This is a genomic window from uncultured Bifidobacterium sp. (assembly GCF_945269915.1).
Classification (GTDB): domain Bacteria; phylum Actinomycetota; class Actinomycetes; order Actinomycetales; family Bifidobacteriaceae; genus Bombiscardovia; species Bombiscardovia indica.
The window spans coordinates 1-23,771 of record NZ_CALYOY010000014.1; the positions used below are offsets into that span (position 1 = coordinate 1).

Here is a 23,771-nt window from a genome sequence, read left to right on the forward strand (position 1 = left end):
CTGGCAGAACCCAGGCCAGGCAGACACCAGATGAGTCCCGAAGCCCTATCGGATTTCCCTATACCACATGCAAGTTCCGCAGATTGCCGGGAGGCAATGAAAAGCCATAGAAATTAGCTATATATCAGAGCGTTGACCCGGCCCTGACAAGGCGCTTTGATGTGTGACAAGGGCAGGGAAAATCACCTCCTCGCCCCGGGGCGATCGCCTCCCGAATCACACAATCCAAAAGCACAGGTTTCGACCAAGGAATTGCCATGACCGATGACAGACGCGCAGCATTTCATAGGATCGCCAGGAAGAATGGAGACAGGGCCTTTCTGACGAGTGCCTGGCAGCATCATGTAGGGCACGAATACGGGGCCGCCGAATTCGCAGGAGCCACCGTGGACTTCGTCAAACGATGGGACTGGGATTGGGTCAAGATTAATCCGCGGGCCATTTACTACGGAGAGATCTGGGACGCCGTCTATGACCATGAGGATTACGACTGGCTGGTACCGAAGACCATACGACCGGCCATCCAGAGCGCTTCGGACATATCGCGCATCGACGTTCGCGATCCCGAAACCAACCAGGTGCTCAGGGAACAGGCGGACGCGGCTCGACTCATCCGGACAAGCCTGTCGGACAGAGCCATCCTGGATACGATCTTCTCCCCTCTCTCCGTACTCCTCCAGCTGGCGGATCTTCCCCTCTACCCCGAGGGCCTGGGATCCGATCAGAACGAAAAGGACGATCTGACCAGACAAGAACTGATTTTCGACCAACCGGACGCTTCCAAGGAGGCACTGGGCAGAATCGCCCGCACCCTGGCCGACTTCGCGGCCCTCCTGGTCACCCCGAGGGAGCAGGGAGGGGCAGGACTGGATGGAATCTTCTTTGCCGAGACCGGTTTGGCCAGCCACGACTACTTCAATCAGGAGCAATTCGAAGAGTGGGCGAAACCATACGACCGTGTCGTCATCCAGGCGGTGAGATCAGCCAATCCGGATGCGGTGGTCCTTCTCCACACCTGCCGTGAGGAGGCCCACCCGGAACGGTTCATGGACCTGAATCCCGACCTGCTCCACTGGGACCAGTTCCTCCCCGGCAACCCCGAGATTGACGTTGACTTCCAAGCCGTACCCGTTGGCGGGGCCAATTTCGAACTCTTCAACCCGGGGAACGACACCAGTCAGATCCGCAAGGAACTGGATCGCACCATCGAAGCCCGTCAAGGGCATCCCTTCCTCCTGGCGCCCTCCTGCACCATTCCAACGCCAGCGGATGAAGGTGCCCTTCGGGTACTCAGCCAGACCAGGGCTCCGATCCAAGACTGAACCTGCTCAAACCGACCACACCCGACAACCAACCCAAGAACAATCGTCATCATTCAAAAAGGAGACCTCATGGTGAGAGGAACCGGACAGGAACGTCTGCATCGAAGCATCATCACGGCAACAGCATCAATCACGGCCGCTATGACCATGACCGGAGCCCTCTCCGCCTGCGGACTCGGGGGTGATACCGACTCCTCCTCCGGGCCTGAAGACCATGTGACCATTGCAGCCATCTACCCCAAGACCGGACTGTACGCCGAATACGGGAAGATGTTCCAACAAGGGTTCGATCTTGCCAAAGACGAAATCAACGAGAAGGGCGGCATCAAGGGCAAGCAGCTGAACATCGCTTACTATGACACCCAATCCGACGCCAAACAGGATGCGGCGGTGGCACCCAAGATCGCCTCCGACAAGTCGGTCATCGCCGTGGTGGGCGACTACTCATCGCCTGCCTCGTCCGCGGCATCCCCAATCTTCCAACAGGCCGGACTGGTCCACTACGGATTCAACAATTCCTCTCCGGTCTTCACCAAGTCCGGCGATCACGTCTGGACTCCCCAGATAGGCGACAACACCTACCAGGAGGTTAACGCGGATGCAGTGTCCAAGCGTGCCAAGAAGGTCTCCGTGGTCTATCTCGAAAACGACTGGGGCAGGGAATCATACCGGTACTTCAGGCAGGAAGCCGAACGCCGGGGATTGCAGATCGCCTACCAATCCTCCTACCTGCCCGATTCCACCGACCTGACTCCCATACTGATACCCGCCAAAGATGCCGCCCCGGATGCTGTGGTGGACATTGGCTATGGACCGGACGGAGCGCTGATCCTCAATACGCTCAGGGACAAACTGGGGTACAAGGGGCCCTTCTTCGGCGGCCAGGAAACCAAGGAATTCCTCGCTCTCACCGGAGCGAACTCTCAGGACACCATCATCACCGGCAGCTTCTCAGCCACCGGCACCAAGGACAACAAGGCCCAGGCCTTCGTCAAGAGCTTCGAGAAGCGATACCATACCGTTCCCGGCAACTTTGAAGTCACCTCCTACCAGGCCATCATGGACCTGGCCCACGCAGGGGAAAAGACCAGTCCCACCCGCCAGGGCATTCAGGAAGCCCTGAAGACAGCGGACGACTTCCCTCTCTATCAAGGCAATGGCGGCACCTTCCGGTTCAATACCCGGACCCGTCGGGCTGATGAGATCAAACCCATCCTGCTTCAGGTTGACAAGGGCAAATTCAAGCAGATCGAGGAATGAGTCCATCCATGATTGAAACACTCTTTTCCGGACTCATCCACGGCGGGGTTTACGCCTTGGTGGCCGTAGGCATGTCACTCGTCTTCGGAGTGACCAACGTCGCCAACTTCGCCCAGGGATCCCTGGTGGCGGTCGGCATGATGACGGCATGGTGGGTAGGTTCCAGCCTGGGTTGGGGGCTGATCCCCACATTATTGGCCGTCATCCTGGTCACAGGCCTGGTAGGACTGGTCATGAGCCTCCTGGTCATCACCCCTTTGGAGGGCCGTCAGCCGATTGCGGCACTTCTGGGCACCGTAGGTGTCGGACAGGTTCTCGACAATGGCATGCAGCTGATCTTCGGATCCCAGACCCGCCCCTTCCCCGAGCTTCTGCCGACACACAACCTCCATGCCCTGGGCATCCGCTTCGGAACCTCAGACCTGGTCATGAGCCTGGTCGCCCTGGTCAGTATGGCCGTCCTCTGGGGCTTTCTGACCTACGGGAAGGACGGCCAGGCAATCCGGGCCACATCACAGGATTCCCAAGCAGCAAAACAGATGGGGGTGCCCGTCACATCAATCCGCACCCTCGCCTTCGTCATTGGATCGGTCCTGGCCGGCATCGCCGGGATATTCATCGGACTCTTCAAGACCAACATCAATCCCATGGACGGCGGCGCAATAGGCATGACGGCTTTTGTGGCGGCTGCCATAGGCGGATTGGGGTCCATTCCCGGAGCCATCGTCGGCGGATTGGTTCTGGGGTTGGCGGAGGCCGTCGGGGTGGGCTTCTTCGGCGACGGAGTGCATGACCTGATCACCTTCGGCACCCTTCTTCTGGTTCTGATCCTCAGGCCGTCCGGTTTCATGGGAAGCAAGGCCAACCTGCATAATGAACCGATGGCCGGAACCTTCCTGGAGGCTGCCAGACCCATACGACTGCCTCATTGGGCAAATCCGGGCCTCGCGGCAGCCGCCTTGGCCACCCCTTTCTTCTTCTCCGATCACCTGTCCGGAATCGGGACCCAGGTGACCATATACGCCATTGCAGCAGTAGGCCTGACTCTGATCTCCGGGTCCGCCGGCCAGACCATCCTGGGACTGGCCGGACCTGTGGCCGTAGGCGCCTATGCATCGGCCCTGCTCACCATGCGTCTGCATTGGCCCTTCGCCGTCTCCCTGCTTGGGGCGGCCATCATTGCAGCCCTGGCCGCCTCCTTGCTGACCTTCCCGGTCTGGAAACTATCCGGTCACTATGTGGCCATCGCCACCATCGGGGTCGGGGCGGTCATGGTCGCCATCATCCGTATCTGGGAACCCCTGACCAGGGGATCCCTCGGTCTGCAGGGGATTCCTCTGCCCACCTTCCTGGGCAGGCCGCTCTACACCCAACAGATGCAGTACCTTCTGGACCTGGTCATCCTGCTCCTGGCCCTCCTGGTGGTCTCATCAATCCAATCATCCCACCTGGGGCATGTCTTTGAATCCATCGGCGAAGATACCCAGGCCGCACAATCCCTCGGCATCAGAACCGGGGCTTACAAGGCACTGGCCTACGCCTTGGCCAGCGGATTGGCCGGCATCGCCGGTGCCCTCCTGGCTCACCAGTACACCTATATCGATCCGACGCTCTTCAATCCGGTCATGTCATCTCTGATTCTGACCATCGTCGTTCTGGGCGGTATGAAGTCACCGACCGGAGCCGTCATCGGCTCTCTGATCCTGGTCGGTGCCCCGGAACTGCTGCGCATATTGCCGGAAGTGAGAATCATGGCATACGGATTGCTCCTGGTCATCTTCATCATATGGAGGCCTCAGGGAATATTCTCAACCAGAAGGAGGGCATCATGACCAGAAGTCAGCATTCTCACGGGCCCTTACCCGGCGAAGAGGCACAGCCCCTGCTCCAGGTGCATCACCTCGCCAAGAGTTTCCAAGGGCTCCAGGCCGTGGCCGATGTGAACATAAGCCTGTCACCCGGCCAGGTGATCGGCATCATCGGTCCGAACGGATCCGGCAAGTCCACCACCATCGATCTGATCTCCGGATTCATCAAGCCGGACTCCGGCGATATCCGTCTGCGGGGGCGTTCCATCGTCGGCCTGTCTGCGGCGGACGTAGCCGAGCTGGGACTGTCCAGGACCTTCCAGAACGGCAGGGTCTTCCCCACCATGAGCGTGGAGGAGAACGTAGCGGTGGGATTCCATAGACGTCTTGAAGCCAACAGACCCTTCCGCTCCCTGGAACGCCTGCCCATACTGCGGTGGGTTCCCCTGATAGCACAGACCTGGCTGACCCTGGTGCCCGGTCCCGCCAGCAGAAAGGAATTGGTCGTCGAGCGGGAAGCCGTCCAGACCGAAATCGACCGCTTCAGCGAACGTCTGGAAGGGCGTCGGTTCCAGGCCACCTACACCCTGTCATATGCAAACCGCCGCCGTACCGAGATAGCCCGTGCCCACGTCAGTTCACCCGACATCCTGGTCCTTGACGAGCCCACCGCAGGGATGAACCAGTCTGAGACCGCCGAGGTTCTCCAACAACTTCTCGACCTCAAATCCCAAGGGCAGACCATGCTCCTGGTCGAACACAAAATCGACCTGATCGAGGCCCTATGTGACCAAGTCCTGGCCATGGACGGTGGCCGGATCATCGCCTCCGGACCTCCTCGACAGGTCAGTTCCGACCCTCGTGTGGTCGCGGCCTATCTGGGCAACCGGAGACCACCCACCGATACCCCTCTGAAGGGCCAATCACATGTCCTGAACAGGCAGAACGCCCTTCCTCCGGTCTCCTCCCCAGCACAAAGGCCGGAAGGCCAGGACCCCGCCAGCCCGGGAAGTCCGGCAGGAAAGGACACTGTTGCCGAAACGGAAAGCCAATCGGAGCCCACGACCGGAAAGGACCGCGTCCTGCTTGACCTGGAAGGCATCGATGTCAGTTACGGTCAGGTCAAGGCCCTGGATCAGGTCAGCCTGCGAGTGCCCGAGGGAAGCATCGTCTCCCTCCTGGGCGGCAACGCCTCAGGCAAGTCAACGACCATGAAGACCATCCTTGGCCTGCTGAGCCCGAAGGAGGGTGCAATCCTGTTCGACGGACGTGAGATAACTCGTACCTCGACATTACAGCGGGTCCACTCCGGAATAGCCTCTGTTCCTGAAGCCAGGCGGGTATTCGCAGCCATGAGCGTGGAAGAGAATCTGCGTATGGGCGCCTTCACCCGCAAGGGCCGACAAGAGGTCGACCAGGATCTGGAAACGACATATGAGCGGTTCCCACGTCTGGCCGAACGTCGCAGGCAACAGGCTGGAACCCTATCCGGCGGCGAACAACAGATGCTGGCCTTCGGCAGGGCCCTGATGAGCCATCCCCGGTTGATCTGCATGGATGAGCCCACCATGGGCCTCTCCCCCAAACTGGTCGACCAGGTCCTGGAACAGATTGCGGCACTACGGGACCAACTGGGCATATCGATTCTTCTGGTCGAGCAACAGGCCGAGTTGGCCCTGTCCATCGCAGACTACGGGTATGTCCTCCAGAACGGCAGGATACGGCTGGACGGTCCCGCCCGACAGCTCCTGGGTGATGAACGGGTCCGTCAGGCTTACCTGGGCAAGGTCTCAACAGAATGACCCCGGTCCTTGATAACGCCTCATAAAGAACACGTATGGGAGAGGCGTTGCCCGGGGACCCGGAACCGGGTTTGATGGTGGATTGAATAGGGTCCCAAACAAGCAGAGGAGTTGGCCGTCATGAGCCAAGGATTTGCAACCAGGGCCGTCCATGACGGCTACGACTGTCAGGGCCAGGGTGGCGGCGCGGCCAGCGTACCCATCTACCAGTCGGCCGCCTTTGACATGGTCACCGCCGACCGGGGCGATGCCCTGGCCGCAGGCGAGATCGAAGGCTTCTCTTACTCCCGCCTGGCCAATCCGACGGTCAAGGTCCTGGAGGACCGTCTGGCCGGCCTGGAGGGCGGCAAGGGGGCCGTGGCCATGGCCTCGGGGATGGCCGCCGTCTCCTCGGCCCTCCTCTGCGCAGCCGAGGGCGGCGGACGGCTGATTGCGCCGGTCGACCTCTATGGAACCTCGGTGGACGCCATGAAGACCTTCTTCCCGAACTTCGGCATCGAGACGGATTTCGTGAAGGACATCAACGACCTTGACCAGGTGGAATCCCTGATCCAGGACGGGACCCGGGCCATTTTCACCGAGTCCGTGGCCAACCCCTCCACGGCGATCGCCGACATACCCGGCCTGGCCGACCTGGCCCACCGGCATGGGGTGGCCCTGATCATCGACAATACGGTTCCCACACCGTATCTGTTCAACCCGATCGACTTCGGGGCCGACATCGTCGTCCACTCCACCACCAAGGGGGTGACCGGACACGGCAATGCCCTGGGCGGGGTGGTCGTGGACGCCGGACGGTTCGATTGGGGCAATGGCCGCTTCCCGCAGATGAGCCAGCCGGAACTGATCATCAGCGACGAACGGCACGGATCCATGGTCAGCTTCCTGGATGCCTTCGGCGATCTGGCCTTCCTCCACCGGGTCCACACCAAGTACCTCCACACTTTCGGGGCGGTCATGAGCCCCTTCACCGCCTACCTGCAGCTGACAGGACTGGAGACCATGGCCCAGCGGGTCGCCGCCCAGGTCAAGACCGCTGAAATCCTGGCCCGTCACCTCCTGACCATCCCCCAGGTGAAAGGAGTCAACTACTCGGGCATACCAGAGGGAAGGCACCAGGGCGATACCGACCTGCAGGACCGTCTGGCGGCGGACCTGCTCCCCAAGGGGGTCGGCACGATCCTCTCCTTCACGGTCCAGGGTGGCTATGACCAGGTGAAGCGAATCGTGGACTCGGTTCACCTTATGGCATACATGCCCAACATCGGCGACTGCCGGACCCTGATAGTGGACCCGGCACGGATCACCCACCGTGAGGTCCCCGGACCCTTCCGTCTCAGCGCCGGGGTGGGTGATGACCTGATTCGGATCTCCGTGGGTTTGGAGAACCCGGACGACCTGATGGCCGATCTGGACCAGGCCTTCGCCACGGCCTATCGGGACCAGGGCTGAAACCGTCATCCCCTTGCCGGGTTCACAACCGCTGAAGCCGGAATCAAGACAAGACCACAAACAAAAGGGACCCGGCCATTTGGCCGGGTCCCTTCATAAGAATTGTCCGATCAGCGGGTCTCGCGATGCAGGGTGTGCTTACCACAACGGGGGCAGAACTTCTTGAGCTCCAGACGGTCGGGAGTGTTACGACGGTTCTTGGTCGTAATGTAGTTACGCTCCTTGCACTCGGTGCACGCCAGCGTAATGCCAGGACGGATATCTGCGGCTTTTGCCATGGTTCACCTCTATAGTCGTTGCGCGACCGACGTATGTCGGCCTCAGTAGCGAGGAAGAGACTCGAACTCTTGACCTTACGATTATGAGTCGTACGCTCTAGCCAGCTGAGCTACCCCGCCAGAGAGCCTCGGGTGAGAATCGGACTCACGACCTCTTCCTTACCAAGGAAGTGCTCTGCCACTGAGCTACCGAGGCGTGGCGGATAGTGGATTCGAACCACTGAAGCATTACGCGGCTGATTTACAGTCAGCTCCCTTTGACCGCTTGGGAAATCCGCCATGCCGCACTGGAACCAAGGTTCCGTACGGCAACTTGCCTATAATGACACGTTTTGTTCTTTTGCGCAAGTTCCGCCGACCTCGTGTCGCAGGCCGTTTCGGACACGCCCTTCAGGACTCAGAAATCCCAATCGTCGTCGTCGGTCTCCACGGCCTTGCCCATGACGTAGGAGGACCCGGAACCGGAGAAGAAGTCGTGGTTCTCGTCGGCGTTGGGGCTCAGGGAGGCGATGATGGCCGGGTTCACATCGGTGGTGTCAGACGGGAAGAGGGCCGGGTAGCCCAGGTTCATCAGGGCCTTGTTCCCGTTGTAGCGCAGGAACTTCTCCACATCCTCGACCAGACCCACCCCGGAGTAGAGACTCTCGGTGTACTCCACCTCGTTGTCGTAGAGGTCGCCCAGGAGCTCGTAGGTGTAGTCGCTCATGACCTGGCGCTCGGACTCCGAGACCTTGGCCAGGCCCTTCTGGTACTTGTAGCCGATGTAGTAGCCGTGCACGGCCTCGTCACGGATGATCAGGCGGATCAGGTCTGCCGTGTTGGTCAGCTTGGCATGGCTGGAGAAGTACATGGGCAGGTAGAAGCCCGAGTAGAAGAGGAAGGACTCCAGGAGGGTCGAGGCCACCTTGCGTTTCAGGGGGTTGTCGCCCTCGTAGTAGTCCAGGACGATCTGCGCCTTGCGCTGGAGGAACTCGTTCTCCTCGCTCCACTGGAAGGCCGCGTCGATCTCGGGGGTCGAGGCCAGGGTGGAGAAGATGGAGGAGTAGGACTTGGCGTGCACCGACTCCATGAAGGAGATGTTGGTGTAGACGGCCTCCTCGTGGGGGGTCAGGGCGTCCGGGATCAGGCTGACGGCACCCACCGTGCCCTGGATGGTGTCCAGGAGGGTCAGGCCGGTGAAGACACGCATGGTCAGCGTGTGCTCCTCCTCGGTCATGGCCTGCCAGGAAGGCAGGTCGTTGCTGACCGGAACCTTCTCGGGCAGCCAGAAGTTCCCGGTCAGACGGTCCCAGACCTCCAGGTCCTTGTCGTCCTCCAGACGGTTCCAGTTGATGGCGGAGACCCGGTCGATCAGCTTCAGGGGCTGACGCGGGATGGAAATCGGTGGGACCATGATGATGCTCCTTTTTCGGGCGGGGACGGGTCCGTGCTCGTCCTCTGGTTGCTTCTACACAATGATGCGATGATTCCGATGCCCTGAATCGCGGTCGGTCGGGCATCGGGCCGGGATGACCAGTCTATCGGACAATCCACGAGGAAGACCGGAACTGGGTGACCGGCCCCGACCAGGAAGGGACGAAACCGGTCATTGCGTCGGGCCGGGCAGCCCGGGCGTGGGGGGGGGGGGGGGTCAGAGCATGCAGCTCACGCAGCCCTCGACCTCGGTGCCCTCCAGGGCCTGCTGACGGATGCGGATGTAGTAGAGGGTCTTGATCCCTTTGCGCCAGGCATAGATCTGAGCCTTGTTCAGGTCCCGGGTGGTGGCCGTGTCGGGGAAGAAGAGGGTCAGCGAGAGGCCCTGGTCCACATGCTGGGTGGCCTCGGCATAGGTGTCGACGATCTTCCGCCAGCCGATCTCGTAGGCGTCCTCGAAGTATTCCAGGTTCTCGTTGGTCATATAGGGGGCCGGATAGTAGACCCTCCCGATCTTCCCCTCCTTGCGAATCTCGATTTTGGAGGCAATCGGGTGGATGGAGCTGGTGGAGTGGTTGATGTAGGAGATGGACCCGGTGGGCGGTACAGCCTGGAGGTTCTGGTTGTAGATGCCGTCCTTGAGGATGGCCGTCTGAATCTCCTTCCAGTCCTCGACCGTGGGAATCCGCACCCCATACCGGGCGAAGAGCTCTTTGACCCGCTGGGTCCTGGGCTCCAGGGACCGGCGTCCGTCGGTGTACTTGTCGAAGTAGTTCCCCTGACCGACGGGCTTGGCATAGTCCGACTTGGCGAAGGATGCGAAGGCCTTGCCCCGCTCGACGGCCAGATCGTGGGAGGCTCTGTAGGCGTGGTAGGCCACCGTCATGAAGTACATGTCGGTGAAGTCCAGGCCCTCCTCGGACCCGTAGTGGATACCCTCGCGCGCCAGGAAGCCGTGGAGGTTCATCTGCCCCAGACCGATGGCGTGACCCTCGTCGTTGCCCCGCTTGATGGAGGGGACCGCCTCGATCCTGGTGTGGTCGGCGACTGAGGTCAGGGCCCGCACCGTGGTCTCGACCGTGTCGGCAAGACCGCCGTCCATGGCCTTGGCGATGTTCAGGGAGCCCAGGTTGCAGGAGATGTCACGGCCGATGTGATCGTAGTCCAGGTTCTCCTTGTAGGTGCTCGGCTCCTGGACCTGGAGTATTTCGGAGCAGAGGTTGGACATGGTGATCCGGCCGTCGATCGGGTTGGCCTTGTTGACCGTGTCCTCGAAGAGGATGTAAGGATAACCGGACTCGAACTGGATTTCGGCCAGGGTCATGAAGAAGTCCCGGGCATCGATGTACTTCTTGTGGATCCGCTTGTCCTTGACCATCTCCTCGTAGTGTTCGGTGATGGAGATGTCCGCAAAGGGCTTGCCGTAGACCCGTTCCACGTCATAAGGGGAGAAGAGGGCCATGGGGGCCCTCTGCTTGGCCAGGTCGAAGGTGATGTCGGGAATGACCACGCCCAGGGCCAGGGACTTGATGCGGATCTTCTCGTCGGCGTTCTCCCGCTTGGTGTCCAGGAAGCGCATGATGTCGGGATGATGGGCGGAAAGGTAGACCGCACCGGCACCCTGGCGGGCACCCAGCTGGTTGGCATAGGAGAAGGAGTCCTCCAGGAGCTTCATGACCGGCACCACACCGCTGGACTGGTTTTCGATGTGCTTGATGGGGGCGCCCATCTCGCGCAGGTTGCTCAGGAGGAGGGCTACGCCGCCGCCGCGCTTGGAGAGCTGGAGGGCTGCGTTGACGCCACGGGAGATGGACTCCATGTTGTCTTCGATACGGACCAGGAAACAGGAGACCGGCTCACCCCTCTGGGCCTTTCCCAGGTTGAGGAAGGTGGGGGTGGCGGGCTGGAAGCGGCCGGAGATGATCTCGTCCGTGTACTTGATGGCCGCACCTTCATCACCATCGGCCAGCTCCAGGGCCACGGCCACTGAGCGCTGGGGGAAGTCCTCCAGGTACTGCTTGCCGTCGAAGCTCTTCAGGGCATAGGAGGTGTAGAACTTGAAGGCACCCAGGAAGGTGTCGAACTCGAATCCGCTCTTGGCGGCATGGTCGAAGATCGTATCCAGGAATTCGGGGGTGTAACGCTCGAAGACCTTCCGACTGTAGTATTCGTGGTCCAGGAGATAGGCGATCCGCTCCGCCGTGGAGGGGAAGGTCATGGTATTGGCCGCCACATGGCGGATGACATACTGGCGCTCGGCCTCCTTGTCCTTGTCGAACTGGATCCTGCCATCCTTGTCGTAGAGGTTGAGCATGGCGTTCAGCGCATGATAGTCATGCGCCGGGTCGCGGTCCTGGTCCTCGCGGGTCCCCGTCTTGTCCAAACTGAGCGAAGTGTCGTCGTAGGCGCCCATGGTTTCCTTTCCTGGATTGTCCTGTCTTGATGTCCTCGTGATTGCCTGGTCCCTCGGCTCCGGGCCGGTGGACCTTATTCGGGATGGTTGCGGAAGAAGTCGAGCACCCCGCTGCGGACCTTGGCCTCATCCTCCTTGGTGCCCATGAGCTCGAAGTAGTAGAGGAAGGGCACCTGGCACTTGCGGGAGATGATGTCGCCTGCCATGCAGAAGGCATCACCGAAGTTGGTGTTGCCGGAGGCGATGACCCCCCGGATGCCCGCCCGGTTCCCCGGATCGTTCAGGAACCGCTTGATCTGCGGCATGACGGCCTTCTTGGCCGAACCCCCGCCGTAGGTCGGCACCATCAGGATGTAGGGCTGATGGACCTTGAGGGCCGGTTCCTTGGGCCGCAGGGGGATCCGGAAGACGTCGATCCCCTCATCCTCCAAACGGCAGTTGGCGATGAACCTGGCCGTGTTCTGGGAGGCCGAGGAGAAGTAGACCACCGATCCTATGCGTTCCCCCAGTGCAGCCAGTTCGGGAGGGCTGGCCTCCCCCCGGTCCTGCGTCCCCTCTGAGCCTGGTTCCGCCATATCCGACATACACTTGACCTCCTGATGGTACCGGGAACCCCGGGTCCGATCCTGTTTGTCTCCGACACATGGGCCGAAGAGCCTCAACTACTATATATGGGACACGGACAAAAAACGAGCACCACATATTGTGTATATTGTTCATCATCTCACATAGATCACCACAGAGGGCAGGATCCCAGAAATCCCAGTCGCCATCATCCGTGGACTCGGGGTGTCCCATGGCATAGGAGGAACCGGACCAGAAGAAGGAATCATGGTTTTCGGTGGCCGACGTGGAGAGGACGGCCATGATCTCCGAGCCGACCGCGGTCCGGTCCGCCCCAAAACGAGCCGGGTGGCCCCGGTTCATCAGCGCCTTGTTGGCATCGTAATGGACGAAGGCAAAACCATCGTGCCGAAGGGGAGACCTGGTAGACCTGGTCGGAATAGACCATCTCCAGGTCATAGAGCCTGTCGAGGAGGTCATTTGGCGAGGGGGACCTTCTCGGGCAGCCGGAAGTTGGAGATCAGGCGGTTCCAGACCTCAAGGTCCTTCTCGTCGGTGATTCGGCTCCAGTTGACCGGGCGAATCCTGCCTTCAAGGTCGGTCCGGTAGCGGGGCGGGGTGATGCGGGGCGGTCGCCCTTGACCGCCCCGGCTTCACCGGATCACCGGGCCAGGCCCTGATCCCTGAGGGAGGCGCAGACCCGGATGACCCGGTCATTGGCCTCGGCCTCGCCGATGGTGATGCGGATGCCCTCACCCGAGAAGGCTCTGACCGAAAGGCCCTGGGCTTGGAATTGCTCATAGGCAGGGTCGGTGGCCTGCCCCAATGGCAGCCAGACATAGTTGGCCCGGGAGCAGGGAATCCTCCATCCCTGTCCTTCCAGGGCGGTGACCACCTTGGCACGTTCCCGCATGATGCCATCCACCCGCTCCTGCAGCTGGTCGGTCACATCGAGGCTGACCATGGCGGCCGTCTGGGCCACATCGCTGACCCCGAATGGCAACGCCACCTTGCCCAGGCCCTGAACCACCTCGGCGGGGGCGATGGCATAGCCGATCCGTAGACCGGCCAGCCCATAGGCCTTGGAGAAGGTCCTGGCCACGACTGCGTTGGGGTGCTCCTGCCTGAGTTGCAACCCCATGGCCTGGTCGGGGTCATCGTTGAACTGGAAGTATGCCTCATCGAAGAGGACCAGGACATCCTCGGGCACAGCCTCAAGCAGACGCAGGGCCTCATCCGTGGAGACCGAGGTACCCGTCGGGTTGTTGGGGTTGTTGACGATGACCAGACGGGTCCGGTCGGTCAGGGCAGCGATCATGGCATCGATGTCGTGCCGGCCTTCGGCGTTCAGGGGAACGGGGACACAGGTCGCCCCGGCACCGGTCACGATGATGGGATAGGCCTCGAAGCTCCGCCAGGGGTAGATCACCTCGTCGCCCTCGCCGGCCACCAGATTGACCAGCTGGGTGATGACCTCGGTCGACCCGCAACCGAGTTGGATGTTCTCCGGCTCCACCTGGTGCAGACGGGCCAGGCGTTCCACCAGGGCCGTGCCTCGCATATCCGGATACCGGTTCAGGTGGACCAAGGCACGGTCGGCCACGGCCCGCCTGACCGACTCCAGGGGTGGATAGGGGTTCTCGTTGCTGGAAATCTTATAGGGGTTCAGACCCGGCGTCACCGGGGCTGGCCTGCCCTGCTTGTAGCCGGGCAGGGAATCAAGGGAGGAGCGATGCATGTATGCCATGGCCACCATGGTAGCGGGCCGGACCTGCCGGGAAACACTCCGGGACCACCTATCGATACCCCTCTGGTCCGCATACCATACCTGCAGGGCATCGCGGATACAAGAAGGCCGGGGCCCCTTGGGAACCCCGGCCAGCAAAAATCGTTCGGACCGACTTACTTGAGGATGGCCAGCACGTCGCGTGCGGACACGATCAGGTAATCCTCGCCACCATAGGTGACCTCGGTGCCGCCGTACTTGGAGTACAGGACCTTGTCACCAACCTTGACATCCATGGGGATGCGTTCACCCTTGTCGTCACGGCGTCCGGGTCCGGCGGCCAGGACCTCGCCCTGCTGGGGCTTCTCCTTGGCGGTATCCGGAATGACCAGACCCGAAGCGGTCTTGGTCTCCGCCTCAGCCTGCTTGATGACGATCTTATCTTCCAACGGTGTGAGTGCAATCGACACTGTGGACCTCCTACATCTGTGAGAACAGCCAATAAACCCACGCCGGAACGTCGATGAGAGGCTGACGAACACTCACCACGCATTCCTTTGCGCTATTCGTCATCGTAGCGCGAAATTAGCACTCTGCCAACTTGAGTGCTAATGCCGACAGTGAACAGTGGCGATGCCTGTGCCGGAAATCAGCTCTGCTTGGAGGGCTGGCGCCGGGCCAGGATGGCCTCGACACCTATGGCCAGGGAGTCCGAGCTCTGCTTGGGCGCCTCAACGTCGGCCTTGATCTCGCGCTGATGGAAGTCACTGGGCCGATCCCCCCGGTCCTTCCCGGATGAATCGGTCTGACCCTGGTCGGCAGTTGCACGGGGCCTGTCCACCCTGGTCCCCCGGGCGGAATCGGTCTTGACCGGCTCGGCCTTGGAGACCTGTCGGGTTGACTTGATCTCCAGGCTCTGTGGACCCTCGCTCTTCAGGGTCACCCCGTTGCGGGGGGAACCGAGCGAGAAGGAGATCAGATCCTGGGAGGCGGCCATCTCAAAGGCATCCAGGGCAGGAGATGGACTGATCCGCTCCAGTTCGTGGGTGGCATCCTCGCCCTGTTCGGGCTCTACCCTGACCGCAGGGGCCGCAAGCTTGGACCTGGATTCTGGCCGCTTCCCCTCGGGGATGGCCGTCCCGGTCCTGCCTTTGTTCTGTATGGGCTTGCCGGCTTCGGTCCCCTGCCCGGACTTCTGCTCCGTCCCTGTCCGAGCGGACCGGGATGCATTCTTGGCGGAGGTGACCGCGGTATTCTTGACGGTCGACCGCTTGGCATGGCCCACCGACTTGGGGTCCTGCGAGGAGGTCTTTACGCCCTTGGCCTCGCCATCTGCACCGGTTTTGGTCTTCGCGGCCTTGTCGGCGGCTGCCCTGCGATGGCGGGCATCCATGGCGACACGCTTCTCTTCCCTGGCCTGGGCAATGGTCCGATCGATCTCCTGCTGGTTCAGAACATCCGTTGCGGGCTCCGCAGGAGCTTCCGCGGCTCTCCTGGCATCGTTCGCACCGACAGCGGACTTCCCTCCAGACCGACCAACCCCTGCCGTCAGGCTGGCAGCGCGCTGACGACGCTGACGGGCTCTGCGTCGGGCCAGTCTGACCTCCCATGCACGGGCCTGAGCCGAGGCGCGCGCTCCTGCAGCCAGGACCAGAATCGTCAGGGCCAGGGGGATGAGCATGAACCAGAAGCTGTATTCCATGGGGAAGGAGAATCCGGCAACCAGCACCGTCACCGCCAGCAGGGAGACGACCAGGATGCGTCGCCTGCGAATCGCCTCCCGGCGCATCTGCCGAACGCGTCGAATCCGCCGAGCTTCATCCTGCGAGGCCTTGTCCTGCTGCTTCTGCTGCATGACCAACCCTTTCACTGTTCGTGACCCCGTATCGCCGAACCGCATGCCATCCTGCCCTCCGACCATGTGGAGGGAGGTGGACAGCTTGTCCTGGCGGTGTTCCGAGGCCCGTTTCATACCCCTGACGGTCCGCCCCGGCAACCAGGCCAGTACCAGAATCGCTGCAATCACCAACAAAATGATGCTGCTGAGCGATTCATAAACCATAGGCTCTACGATAGTTGACGGCATGCCCCAAATAAACAGCGAGTCCAAGCGTGTCGGCCCTGTACCCTCCCGGACCCGCTGACGGAACCAGGACCGAACAGCCCTAAAGTCTGTTCAAAATCCCCGGGTCGAAATCGTCGGTCAGGAGGCTGAAGGTCAGATGGTCCCTCCAAGCCCCATTGACGTACATGTACTTCCTGCGCAGCCCTTCCGGCTCCAGCCCCACCTTGCGGACCACGGACAGGGACCGTTGGTTTTCAGGCAGAATGGCCACCTCCAGGCGGTGCAGGTGGGGGCCGGTTTCGGCCCGGAAGGCCCAGTCCGCCAGGAGGGCCAGGGAGAGGGGGGCGAAACCATGGCCGACCCAATCCTTGGCGACCCAGTAGCCCACCGTGGCCGTCCTCATGGACCCGTAGCAAATCGCCCCCAGGGATATCTGACCAATCAGACCGGCCTGGAACTCCATCAGAAAGAGGGCTGAGTCCCCCTCACGCCTGGACCATTCAAGAGAGCGCATCCATTGGGCGTAGGTCATGCCGGGGCCATGCATGGGGTCGCCGGAATCCCAGGGCGAGAGCCAGTCCCGGTTATCCCACCGCACCCTGTTCCACTCCTCCTGATCGCCCTCGCGGATGGGCCTCAGACAGAAATCCCCATGCCCGGGAGGTGGAATCAGCCGATCGGGAAGGGCCAGGGCATGGGAACCCTGGCCATGGGACTGGGCACCATACCAGGCATCACGCAGGGACTGTAGGACGGACATACCTCAATGGTCTCACCATTCACCCACCGAATCGCCCCGGACTCGCCTGCAATCCCCCTTCAGGGGCGGAGGTCGACACTTCGGCATACTGGTCGGAATCATCCCCCCCCCCCCAATCCTTCCTCCTGCGGAATCGAGACGCGCGCTGACACCCCTCGAAGAGAACGCCCGGGCCGCACAGGCCCGACCTGGGGCATTGCGATACCCTCCCCTCCCCGCGCAACAAGAACCATTACCGCGTCGGAACATTACAGGGCCGTAGGAATTCCCTGATACAACGGTGGTATGACTTTTTTCCGGCCGAGCGCCGCCGACACAGGACAGGAGGGACATGCCCACCAGACAGGGACCAAACCCGGATGTGACGGATGCGAGCGCCCGAACACCCTTTGATGGGACCAGGGAAGAGAGCGAAAGGGGCAAGACGGCCCTGCGCACACGCCTTCTGGCAGAGCGGCGACGGATCGGTGATGGCCGGCTGCGTACCGCTGGACGGACCCTGGCTGTGCACCTGCGCGACTCGGTCCTCCCGGTCGTTCCGCATGACAGGAGCTGCATCCCGATTGCGGCCGCTTTCTCGTCCATCCGGGGCGAGGTACCCATGGACGACCTGCTCAGGACCCTCCTGGATCGTGGCTATCGAGTGCTCATCCCCAAACTTGGAGCGGGCATGGAAGTCGGGTGGGGCCGTATGGATGCCCCGGCCGATCTGAACCGGAGGGAAACCATCGGCGGCTGGCGTCCTGATGAGCCCGAAGGTGCCAGCCTGCCTGCCGAAAGCCTGTCCGGGGCGGACCTGATCCTGGTTCCCGCCCTCTCCATAGACCTGAGGGGGACCCGACTGGGACGTGGCGGGGGTTGGTACGACCGGGCCCTGACGAAGAGGGAACCTGGGGCCCTGGTGGTGGGCATCTGTTGGGAGGACGAACTGACCGCAGACCCCCTCCCCCGCCAGCCTCACGACCTGCCCGTCGACGCCGTCCTGACCCCCGGCGGATTCACGCTTATAGCGGCAGGCCGGTCACATCAGGGGCCTTCGGGGTCATAATTGGGTCTTACGAGGTCACACTCACTGCCTAAGGTCACCAGTACCGCTAGGATATGGGTGTTGACCAGACCCGTACAGAGAACGATTACCAGCGGAGGGAAAGAACGGTGCCTACCTATCATTACCGTTGCAAGAACTGCGGCTACGACTTTACCGAGGAGCAGTCCTTCGATGACGCCCCCATCACCATCTGCCCCAAATGCGAGCAGGAACAGGTACGCAAGGTCTTCTCCGCCGTTCCCATCGAGTTCAAGGGGCACGGTTTCTACCGCACGGATGGGGCTTCAAGCTCCTCCAAGTCCGGCAAGTAAGTACTTCCGCCACACTTGACCACATCGGCCATGGAGCCCGGCAGCTCAGGGAATTCCCTGGCAGGCTGGGTCCATGGCTGATTTTCATTTCCTGAAGGCCCCCCTCTCACGTGGCCATGGGGGCAACCAACTGGCCGCCCGACGGAACATCCATAGGATGCGGCGACTGGGGGCCTCGCTCTGCCTGGGGCTGGCGGTCTTCCTCATCCTACAGATTCCGGCGGCCATGGCCGGGCACCGGCAGATCCTGGTCGCATCCACAGACATAGCCCGGGGTGATGCCATCACCGCATCCATGGTCTCGATCAGGACCATGACCGGTTCCCCTGACCTGCCGGGTGCATTCACCACCCCTGACCAGGTCCTGGGACATGTCACCCGGGTATCGGTCACCCGGGACCGGCCACTCCTGGATGTCATGATGACCAGTCGCCCCCGGGAACCTCCCGGAACCACCTCCGTAGGCCTTCACCTGGCCAGCAGCATCGACTCCCTGAGCCCGGGAGATCAGGTCAGACTGCTGGCACCCCACGGCTGCCAGACCGCGGAACCGGTCCCGTCGAACCTTGTCCGCCACCCACAGCCCGGTTCATACCTACACGACCATGACTTCGGCAGCCCGGACATCTTCCCTGCCGAAGAGACAGGTGCCGCCGGGTCATGTCTTCTGGCCGGGAAGGCCCTGGTCCTCGACCTCCCGCGGAAACCCAAGCCCACGACGGCCTCAGGTCCGGGCATGCGCGCACCCGATCAGGGAGGCCCCCTGGTCACCATGGCCCTGGACCCAGATGATGCAGTCAGGGTTCTCTCCATGGACCCGTCAGTCCCCCTGATCGCCGTCCATCTGAAGGATGGCGCCCAGGAGCTGCCTGATGGGCAATCGACACCCTCCGGGCGGTATAAACACAGCCTCAAGTCACATGTCGCCGATAATGGGGTTAGGGATACAGACATGTGCTTTGTACCCGGTAGAGGATACGGAGGGAGAAGTCATGGATTCAGTCAATCATTTTGCGGTCAAAGAAACCAGCCAGGCGGCCAAAAAGATCTCTGATGCCAGCAATAAGGGCGTAGCGGGAGAGTTCAAGCAGTTCATCTCTCGCGGGTCGATGATCGACATGGCTGTCGGCGTGGTCATGGGTTCCGCCGTGACCGCCATTGTCAATTCCATCGTGAACAACCTGATCAGCCCGCTGATCGCCATGATCTTCGGCAAACCCGACCTGTCAGGGCTGCTGAACATCACCTACAGGCATGCCACCATCTCCTTCGGTGCGGTTCTGACGGCCCTGCTGAACTTCTTCCTGATCGCCCTGGCCGTCTACTTCTGCATCATCATGCCGATCAACAAGCTTCGGCAGATCAGCAGGGCGGCCTCCGGTGTCAAGGAAGAACCCGGAACCCCCTCCACCGAGGACCAGACCCTGCAGCTCCTTCAGCAAATCGCCGCCGACATCCATTCGACCCGGACCGACGAAGGCCAGGGAGAGCACGTCGCCGACCATCCTGACCAGAACCAGTGAACCATAGGGAGAGGGCCGAGACACTTCACCCGGTCCATACAGGGCCTGACTTCGGCAAGACCCCATCTGCAGACGTAACATCCGACTGCAGATGGGGTCTCTTGGTTCTGGGGGGGGGGGGTAGATCCACTCATCAGGGTTTTACCACTTTCCGGAATTCAACCCCCTCCCCCAGGAGTTGGCCCTTGCCGGAGCAGCTCAATTCTGCTCCGGAATTCAGTTCTTGCGCTCAGCCGGGAAGAGACCCCAATGGGGAGGAAGTTCACCCAGAATACGCTGGTCATCCTCGCCCTGGCGGTCCACCTCGGTCTGTCTGTCCTGGGGGTCCATGAAGGTCCCGTCGACTTCGAACCGCTCCGTCCCCCTGCGCACCACCCGATGATGGCGACGCGGGCGGTCGGACTCTTCCACATTGGTCATCAGTGCGCCTGCTGGTAGATGTCGGCCAGGCGGGCGACGATGCGGTCCGCCTCCTTGTCCGGGTTGACAAAGGTGGAGACGCTCCAGACCGTCATGACGGACCAGCCCAGTCCCTGCAGGTTCTCCGTATTGAAGCGGTGACGCTCGCGGGTGGACTGGGTGTGCATGAACTCCACGTCATCGGTCAGGACGGCCAGGGTGTAAGGCTTGTCCTTGAGACCGACCACCAGGGGAATCTTGGGCGAATCCTCATACCCATAATCAACGGCCACATCCAGCCCGCGTGAACGCAGCCGCTGGGCCAGGTCGCGGAAGAGGACGTTGGTGGATTCCGGGACGGAGCCGGGCTGAGGTTCCTCCTCGCCCAGGCCCTCGACCCAGGTCAGGAGCTCTTTCAGGAGCTTGGGGCCGGGCTGATGGAGGCGGTCATCCTCCAGGTCCTGGGCTGCAAAGGTGGTGACGATATCCAGATGACGGTCGCTCAGGGCCAGGGCATCCAGGAGCATGCCGCTGCCGCCCTCACCTTCCAACTCGCCGAACTGCTGGAGGAGACGGCCATGGGAGGTCTTGGCGAAGCCCATGGTCACAATCACATCCGTGGCCCTGGCCCCACAGACCTCATCAATCCCGATGATGCGCACATGCCGCAGGAACTTGCCAAAGGCCTGATCCTTGGCGGCCGCGGCCTTCAATTCGGCCCCCAGCCGGGAACGGTGGGTGGAGGAAAGGGTCACGACGGTCAGGATGTAGGAGGCGGGAACGATGGAGAAGGAAGCCGCCCGCTGCCGGAGCAGGTCGACCACGGCCGTGACCTCCTGCTGGTTGGATTCGACCAGACCGGTCGACATGACCGGCACACCTGTGCCCTGGACCCTGGTCAACCGAACCCGGCCGCAGGACCGATTGCAGGGCAAGGGGGAGGGAAGACCCCCATACCCATGCCCCTGGAGGAAGTCGGACAGAAGGGGACTGCGCCTGGACGGGCGTGCGGGCGCTTGGACCGGAACAAGCTTGTCAACCAGCTGCAGAAGCCCCTCCGAGGTGATGGTCGGACGGTGGGCGATGACCGCCACCTGCCTGGCCCTGTCCAGGGCGGTGAGGACCTGGATGGAGGGCATGTGGGCCCCGGCATCAATGATGACCGTATCGGCCATCTGAACCGGATCGGTCCGGGTGGCCAGTGTGGCGGGCGTGGCGATGATAATGGGCTTGGCGGCCCCCAGGATCCCCGGATGGGCCTGCTGGAAGACCGAGAAGGAGGCACCGGGATTACCGGCCAACATGGTGTGGAGCTGGTTGGCCTCCTGGGTGTGGGAGAAGAGTAGCTCCGACAGCCGTTTTACGCTTTCCTGGGCCACCATGGGGCCGACGCTGGCCACGTGCTGGGCATCGACCTGGTTGAACCGGTCGGCCGCATTGGACAGTGCCGAACCATCCTGGTTGGAGATGATCTGGGAGGAACGCATGATGTCATCGAATACCGTGGTCCACCAGGCCAGCTCCAGCTCGCCGCGGACGGCTCCACGATCCACCTGCCTGGCGCGGAGGTCCTGAATCAATTCATTCAGGCCAGCCTCCGTGAACTCCCTCTCCAGGGAGCAACGCTCCGGCAGTGTCTCCAGGGCCAGGTGGTCGTCGAAGAGGGCCTTGAGCCGCTCCTCCACCCTGTTGAAGTCCATGATCTCCAGGTCGCCACCACTCGGTGTGGTAATCAGGACCGTGTCCAGGGCGGTCATGTCCTGGACCATGGCATCCTGTGTGTCGATGATCGTATCCAGCTTGGGCGGGAGGACGGGCCAGCCGCCGTGGGGGACGAAGGCGCGCCACTGCTCGGCCTGCCTGGCCACCACCTGGAGGGCCTCGTGCAGGTCCTCGACCTGGGCGCCCGGCCTGAACAGGCTCTTGGCCTCCTTGACCAGACGACGACGCTCCCAGAAGCCCAGGTTGGTCCCCTTGGACTTCCGTTCCGCCTTGGGCTTGGTGGCCTCGATCATGGCCGGGATGTCACGCTCGAAGATGGCCGGCTGGAAGACGTCGAGAACGCGCCGGAGGTTCTTCAGGACAACCACCTGCTTGCCCCAGTCCCGGACCGTCGCCGGCACCGGGAAGCCACAGGTCTCCACGGTGGACTTGACCTGTTCCCGGGTGGCTGGCAGGAGTCGCTGCAGAAGACGGACGACCCTGGCGTAGGCATCGACGGCCTCGTTCTCGCTGGTCAGGGTGGCACCGAACCAGGGGGTGTCGTCGGGCCCGATGGTGAACTCACCCAGCTGGGCCGCGCGCTCCAGCTTCTCTCCCCAGACGTCCATCTGTGCCTGGAGGGAGTGGGCCGCAGCCGGAGTCAGGCGAACCCTGGTGGCGGGATGAGTGGGCAGGTTGGCTATCTGGGCCAGGTTCTGGATGGTCTGATAGGCCGAGACCCCCCAACCCGTATCCATACCGTGCAGGTCGCCCAGATACCGGGTCAGGCGCGTGCGAACCCCCACCAGCTCATCGGCCACCTGGTCGAAGTGCTCGGTGGCCTTGCCGGGTTTGAAACCGACCGCATCAATCAGACGGCGATCCAGGTCCTGGCTGAGCTGACCGTCGGTCAGGTCCAGGGCCATATCGGTCATGCCGTTGGCTTCGAGCCGCCGCTGGAACCGTCGCTTCTGCTCGACCACACAGGGCACATAAAGGACCGTCCGGCCCGCGGCGACACAGCGGGCGGCGATGGCCAGGGCATCATCAGCGCTCTCCCGACCGGTCTGCTCATCCAGGAAGACGCTGTGGCCGGAACCCACCAGTTGGGCGGCATACCTGACCTGGTTCCCAACATCTCCGGCCTCGAATTCGCTGTGGGGATCGGCATCGAAGGGGCTGTAATCGGGCACGGGCCCACCCTTGAGTCGTTCGGAGGCCTCCTGGTCTCCGGCCATGGCATCCAGGAGGTCATTGCCCGTCGGACCGGCCTCGATCCTGTCCAGGATGGTCAGGCTCTCCCCCAGCAGCTGGGCCGAGGGCTCGATGAAGCATCCCAGGACGATCTTGCGCTCAATGGTGAAATCACTGATCCGGGGCGTAACCAGATCGGTCATGTCCTTGAAGAGGGAGGATGTCTCAGGGGTACCGCCCTGGTAGTGGGAGGCGGAGAAGAGACGGGAGGCATCCAGTCCGATTCCCCTCTCCCGCATGGCCGAGATGAAGACCGGGTTCAGGTCGACCTTCCCGGTAAAACTGATCGAGGCACGGGATGCCCCCTCCCGTCCTTCGTCGATGCGAACAGGATACATGAGGACCGGCATGGCCTTGCCCTGCCAGGCCGCCACACCCACCACCAGGGAAAGTTGGGCGCAACCGCTGGTGCGTTCCTTGGCAGCCTGGTCATCAAGCACCCGCTCCAGACGCCGATGGGCCGCACGAAGCATGCCACGGTCGCGGAAGAGGGCGTCCAGATGAACCTGTCCACTGGCGAACAACTGGGCGATCCCCGAGGGATGGGCATGGGTCAGATCCATCTGCGCCGCCAGCTGGGCCACGTTCTCCAGGGGGGTGACCCCGGACTGGCTCTGATATGACTGCCGCCATGACCTGATGCGGTCCAGGGGCGACATACCGGAATTCTCC

At 62.1% G+C, this 23,771-nt stretch carries 19 protein-coding genes and 3 tRNA genes; 9 read left to right on the forward strand and 13 right to left on the reverse strand.

Annotated elements, in window-relative coordinates; genetic code table 11:
* Window positions 1-257 precede the first annotated feature (257 nt).
* The 5 genes from Q0K62_RS03860 (at window position 258) to Q0K62_RS03880 (ending at window position 7,644) form a co-directional block, all read left to right on the forward strand.
* Window positions 258-1,322, forward strand: coding sequence for a uroporphyrinogen decarboxylase family protein (locus tag Q0K62_RS03860; protein ID WP_297316667.1), 1,065 nt, complete (start codon window positions 258-260; stop codon window positions 1,320-1,322).
* Between the two features lie 69 nt (window positions 1,323-1,391).
* On the forward strand, window positions 1,392-2,582 hold the full coding sequence (locus Q0K62_RS03865; protein WP_297316668.1) for an ABC transporter substrate-binding protein: 1,191 nt from the start codon (window positions 1,392-1,394) through the stop codon (window positions 2,580-2,582).
* A gap of 8 nt (window positions 2,583-2,590) precedes the next feature.
* On the forward strand, window positions 2,591-4,414 hold the full coding sequence (locus tag Q0K62_RS03870) for an ABC transporter permease (RefSeq protein WP_297316669.1): 1,824 nt from the start codon (window positions 2,591-2,593) through the stop codon (window positions 4,412-4,414).
* Entirely contained in the window at window positions 4,411-6,192 is a 1,782-nt protein-coding gene (locus Q0K62_RS03875; RefSeq protein WP_297316670.1) for an ATP-binding cassette domain-containing protein, read from the forward strand. The genes Q0K62_RS03870 and Q0K62_RS03875 overlap by 4 nt, the downstream gene beginning before the upstream one ends.
* Window positions 6,193-6,312: 120 nt before the next feature.
* A complete protein-coding gene (locus Q0K62_RS03880; RefSeq protein ID WP_297316671.1) occupies window positions 6,313-7,644 on the forward strand; it encodes a PLP-dependent transferase in 1,332 nt (443 codons plus the stop codon).
* Between the two features lie 110 nt (window positions 7,645-7,754).
* On the opposite strand, the gene rpmG is transcribed toward Q0K62_RS03880, so the two are convergent.
* The 11 genes from rpmG to Q0K62_RS03935 form a co-directional block, all read right to left on the reverse strand.
* Window positions 7,755-7,922, reverse strand: a complete 168-nt coding sequence (rpmG, locus tag Q0K62_RS03885) for a 50S ribosomal protein L33 (protein ID WP_081830819.1) — start codon at window positions 7,920-7,922, stop codon at window positions 7,755-7,757.
* A 46-nt stretch (window positions 7,923-7,968) separates the two neighbouring features.
* A tRNA-Met gene (locus tag Q0K62_RS03890) sits at window positions 7,969-8,042 on the reverse strand.
* Window positions 8,043-8,046: 4 nt separating this feature from the next.
* Window positions 8,047-8,118: transfer RNA gene (locus tag Q0K62_RS03895), tRNA-Thr, on the reverse strand.
* A gap of 1 nt (window position 8,119) precedes the next feature.
* Window positions 8,120-8,201 (reverse strand) — tRNA-Tyr (locus Q0K62_RS03900).
* 118 nt (window positions 8,202-8,319) lie between these two features.
* Entirely contained in the window at window positions 8,320-9,315 is a 996-nt protein-coding gene (gene nrdF / locus Q0K62_RS03905) for a class 1b ribonucleoside-diphosphate reductase subunit beta (protein WP_297316672.1), read from the reverse strand.
* 237 nt (window positions 9,316-9,552) lie between these two features.
* Window positions 9,553-11,748: a class 1b ribonucleoside-diphosphate reductase subunit alpha gene (gene nrdE, locus Q0K62_RS03910; protein WP_297316673.1), complete on the reverse strand. Its 2,196-nt coding sequence runs from the start codon at window positions 11,746-11,748 to the stop codon at window positions 9,553-9,555.
* A gap of 74 nt (window positions 11,749-11,822) precedes the next feature.
* A complete protein-coding gene (gene nrdI / locus Q0K62_RS03915) occupies window positions 11,823-12,323 on the reverse strand; it encodes a class Ib ribonucleoside-diphosphate reductase assembly flavoprotein NrdI (RefSeq protein WP_297316701.1) in 501 nt (166 codons plus the stop codon).
* 650 nt (window positions 12,324-12,973) lie between these two features.
* Complete coding sequence (hisC, locus tag Q0K62_RS03920; RefSeq protein ID WP_297316674.1) at window positions 12,974-14,059, reverse strand: histidinol-phosphate transaminase; 1,086 nt, start codon at window positions 14,057-14,059, stop codon at window positions 12,974-12,976.
* 155 nt (window positions 14,060-14,214) lie between these two features.
* Window positions 14,215-14,508 carry a co-chaperone GroES gene (gene groES, locus Q0K62_RS03925; RefSeq protein WP_033490691.1) on the reverse strand — a complete coding sequence of 98 codons (294 nt, stop codon included), beginning with the start codon at window positions 14,506-14,508 and terminating at the stop codon, window positions 14,215-14,217.
* A 179-nt stretch (window positions 14,509-14,687) separates the two neighbouring features.
* Window positions 14,688-15,893: a hypothetical protein gene (locus Q0K62_RS03930; RefSeq protein ID WP_297316675.1), complete on the reverse strand. Its 1,206-nt coding sequence runs from the start codon at window positions 15,891-15,893 to the stop codon at window positions 14,688-14,690.
* A 310-nt stretch (window positions 15,894-16,203) separates the two neighbouring features.
* Complete coding sequence (locus Q0K62_RS03935; protein WP_297316676.1) at window positions 16,204-16,863, reverse strand: GNAT family protein; 660 nt, start codon at window positions 16,861-16,863, stop codon at window positions 16,204-16,206.
* Window positions 16,864-17,194: 331 nt separating this feature from the next.
* Here Q0K62_RS03935 and Q0K62_RS03940 point away from each other — a divergent pair, with 331 nt between their 5' ends.
* The 4 genes from Q0K62_RS03940 to mscL all read left to right on the forward strand — a co-directional run bounded on the left by Q0K62_RS03940 (window position 17,195) and on the right by mscL (window position 19,745).
* Window positions 17,195-17,911: a 5-formyltetrahydrofolate cyclo-ligase gene (locus Q0K62_RS03940; protein ID WP_297316677.1), complete on the forward strand. Its 717-nt coding sequence runs from the start codon at window positions 17,195-17,197 to the stop codon at window positions 17,909-17,911.
* Between the two features lie 107 nt (window positions 17,912-18,018).
* Window positions 18,019-18,222: an FmdB family zinc ribbon protein gene (locus tag Q0K62_RS03945; protein ID WP_297316678.1), complete on the forward strand. Its 204-nt coding sequence runs from the start codon at window positions 18,019-18,021 to the stop codon at window positions 18,220-18,222.
* Between the two features lie 73 nt (window positions 18,223-18,295).
* The gene (locus Q0K62_RS03950) at window positions 18,296-19,276 is read left to right on the forward strand and encodes an SAF domain-containing protein (protein WP_297316679.1); all 981 of its coding nucleotides are present in this window, start codon (window positions 18,296-18,298) and stop codon (window positions 19,274-19,276) included.
* Window positions 19,215-19,745, forward strand: coding sequence for a large conductance mechanosensitive channel protein MscL (gene mscL / locus Q0K62_RS03955; protein ID WP_297316680.1), 531 nt, complete (start codon window positions 19,215-19,217; stop codon window positions 19,743-19,745). Before Q0K62_RS03950 ends, mscL begins: the two co-directional genes overlap by 62 nt.
* 216 nt (window positions 19,746-19,961) lie before the next feature.
* Here the strand turns inward: mscL and Q0K62_RS03960 are convergent, their stop codons facing one another.
* Both Q0K62_RS03960 and Q0K62_RS03965 read right to left on the reverse strand, forming a co-directional pair.
* Window positions 19,962-20,165: a hypothetical protein gene (locus Q0K62_RS03960; protein ID WP_297316681.1), complete on the reverse strand. Its 204-nt coding sequence runs from the start codon at window positions 20,163-20,165 to the stop codon at window positions 19,962-19,964.
* Window positions 20,165-23,758 (reverse strand): helicase, encoded by a 3,594-nt coding sequence (locus Q0K62_RS03965; protein WP_297316702.1) that lies wholly within the window; start codon window positions 23,756-23,758, stop codon window positions 20,165-20,167. Before Q0K62_RS03965 ends, Q0K62_RS03960 begins: the two co-directional genes overlap by 1 nt.
* Window positions 23,759-23,771: the final 13 nt, after the last annotated feature.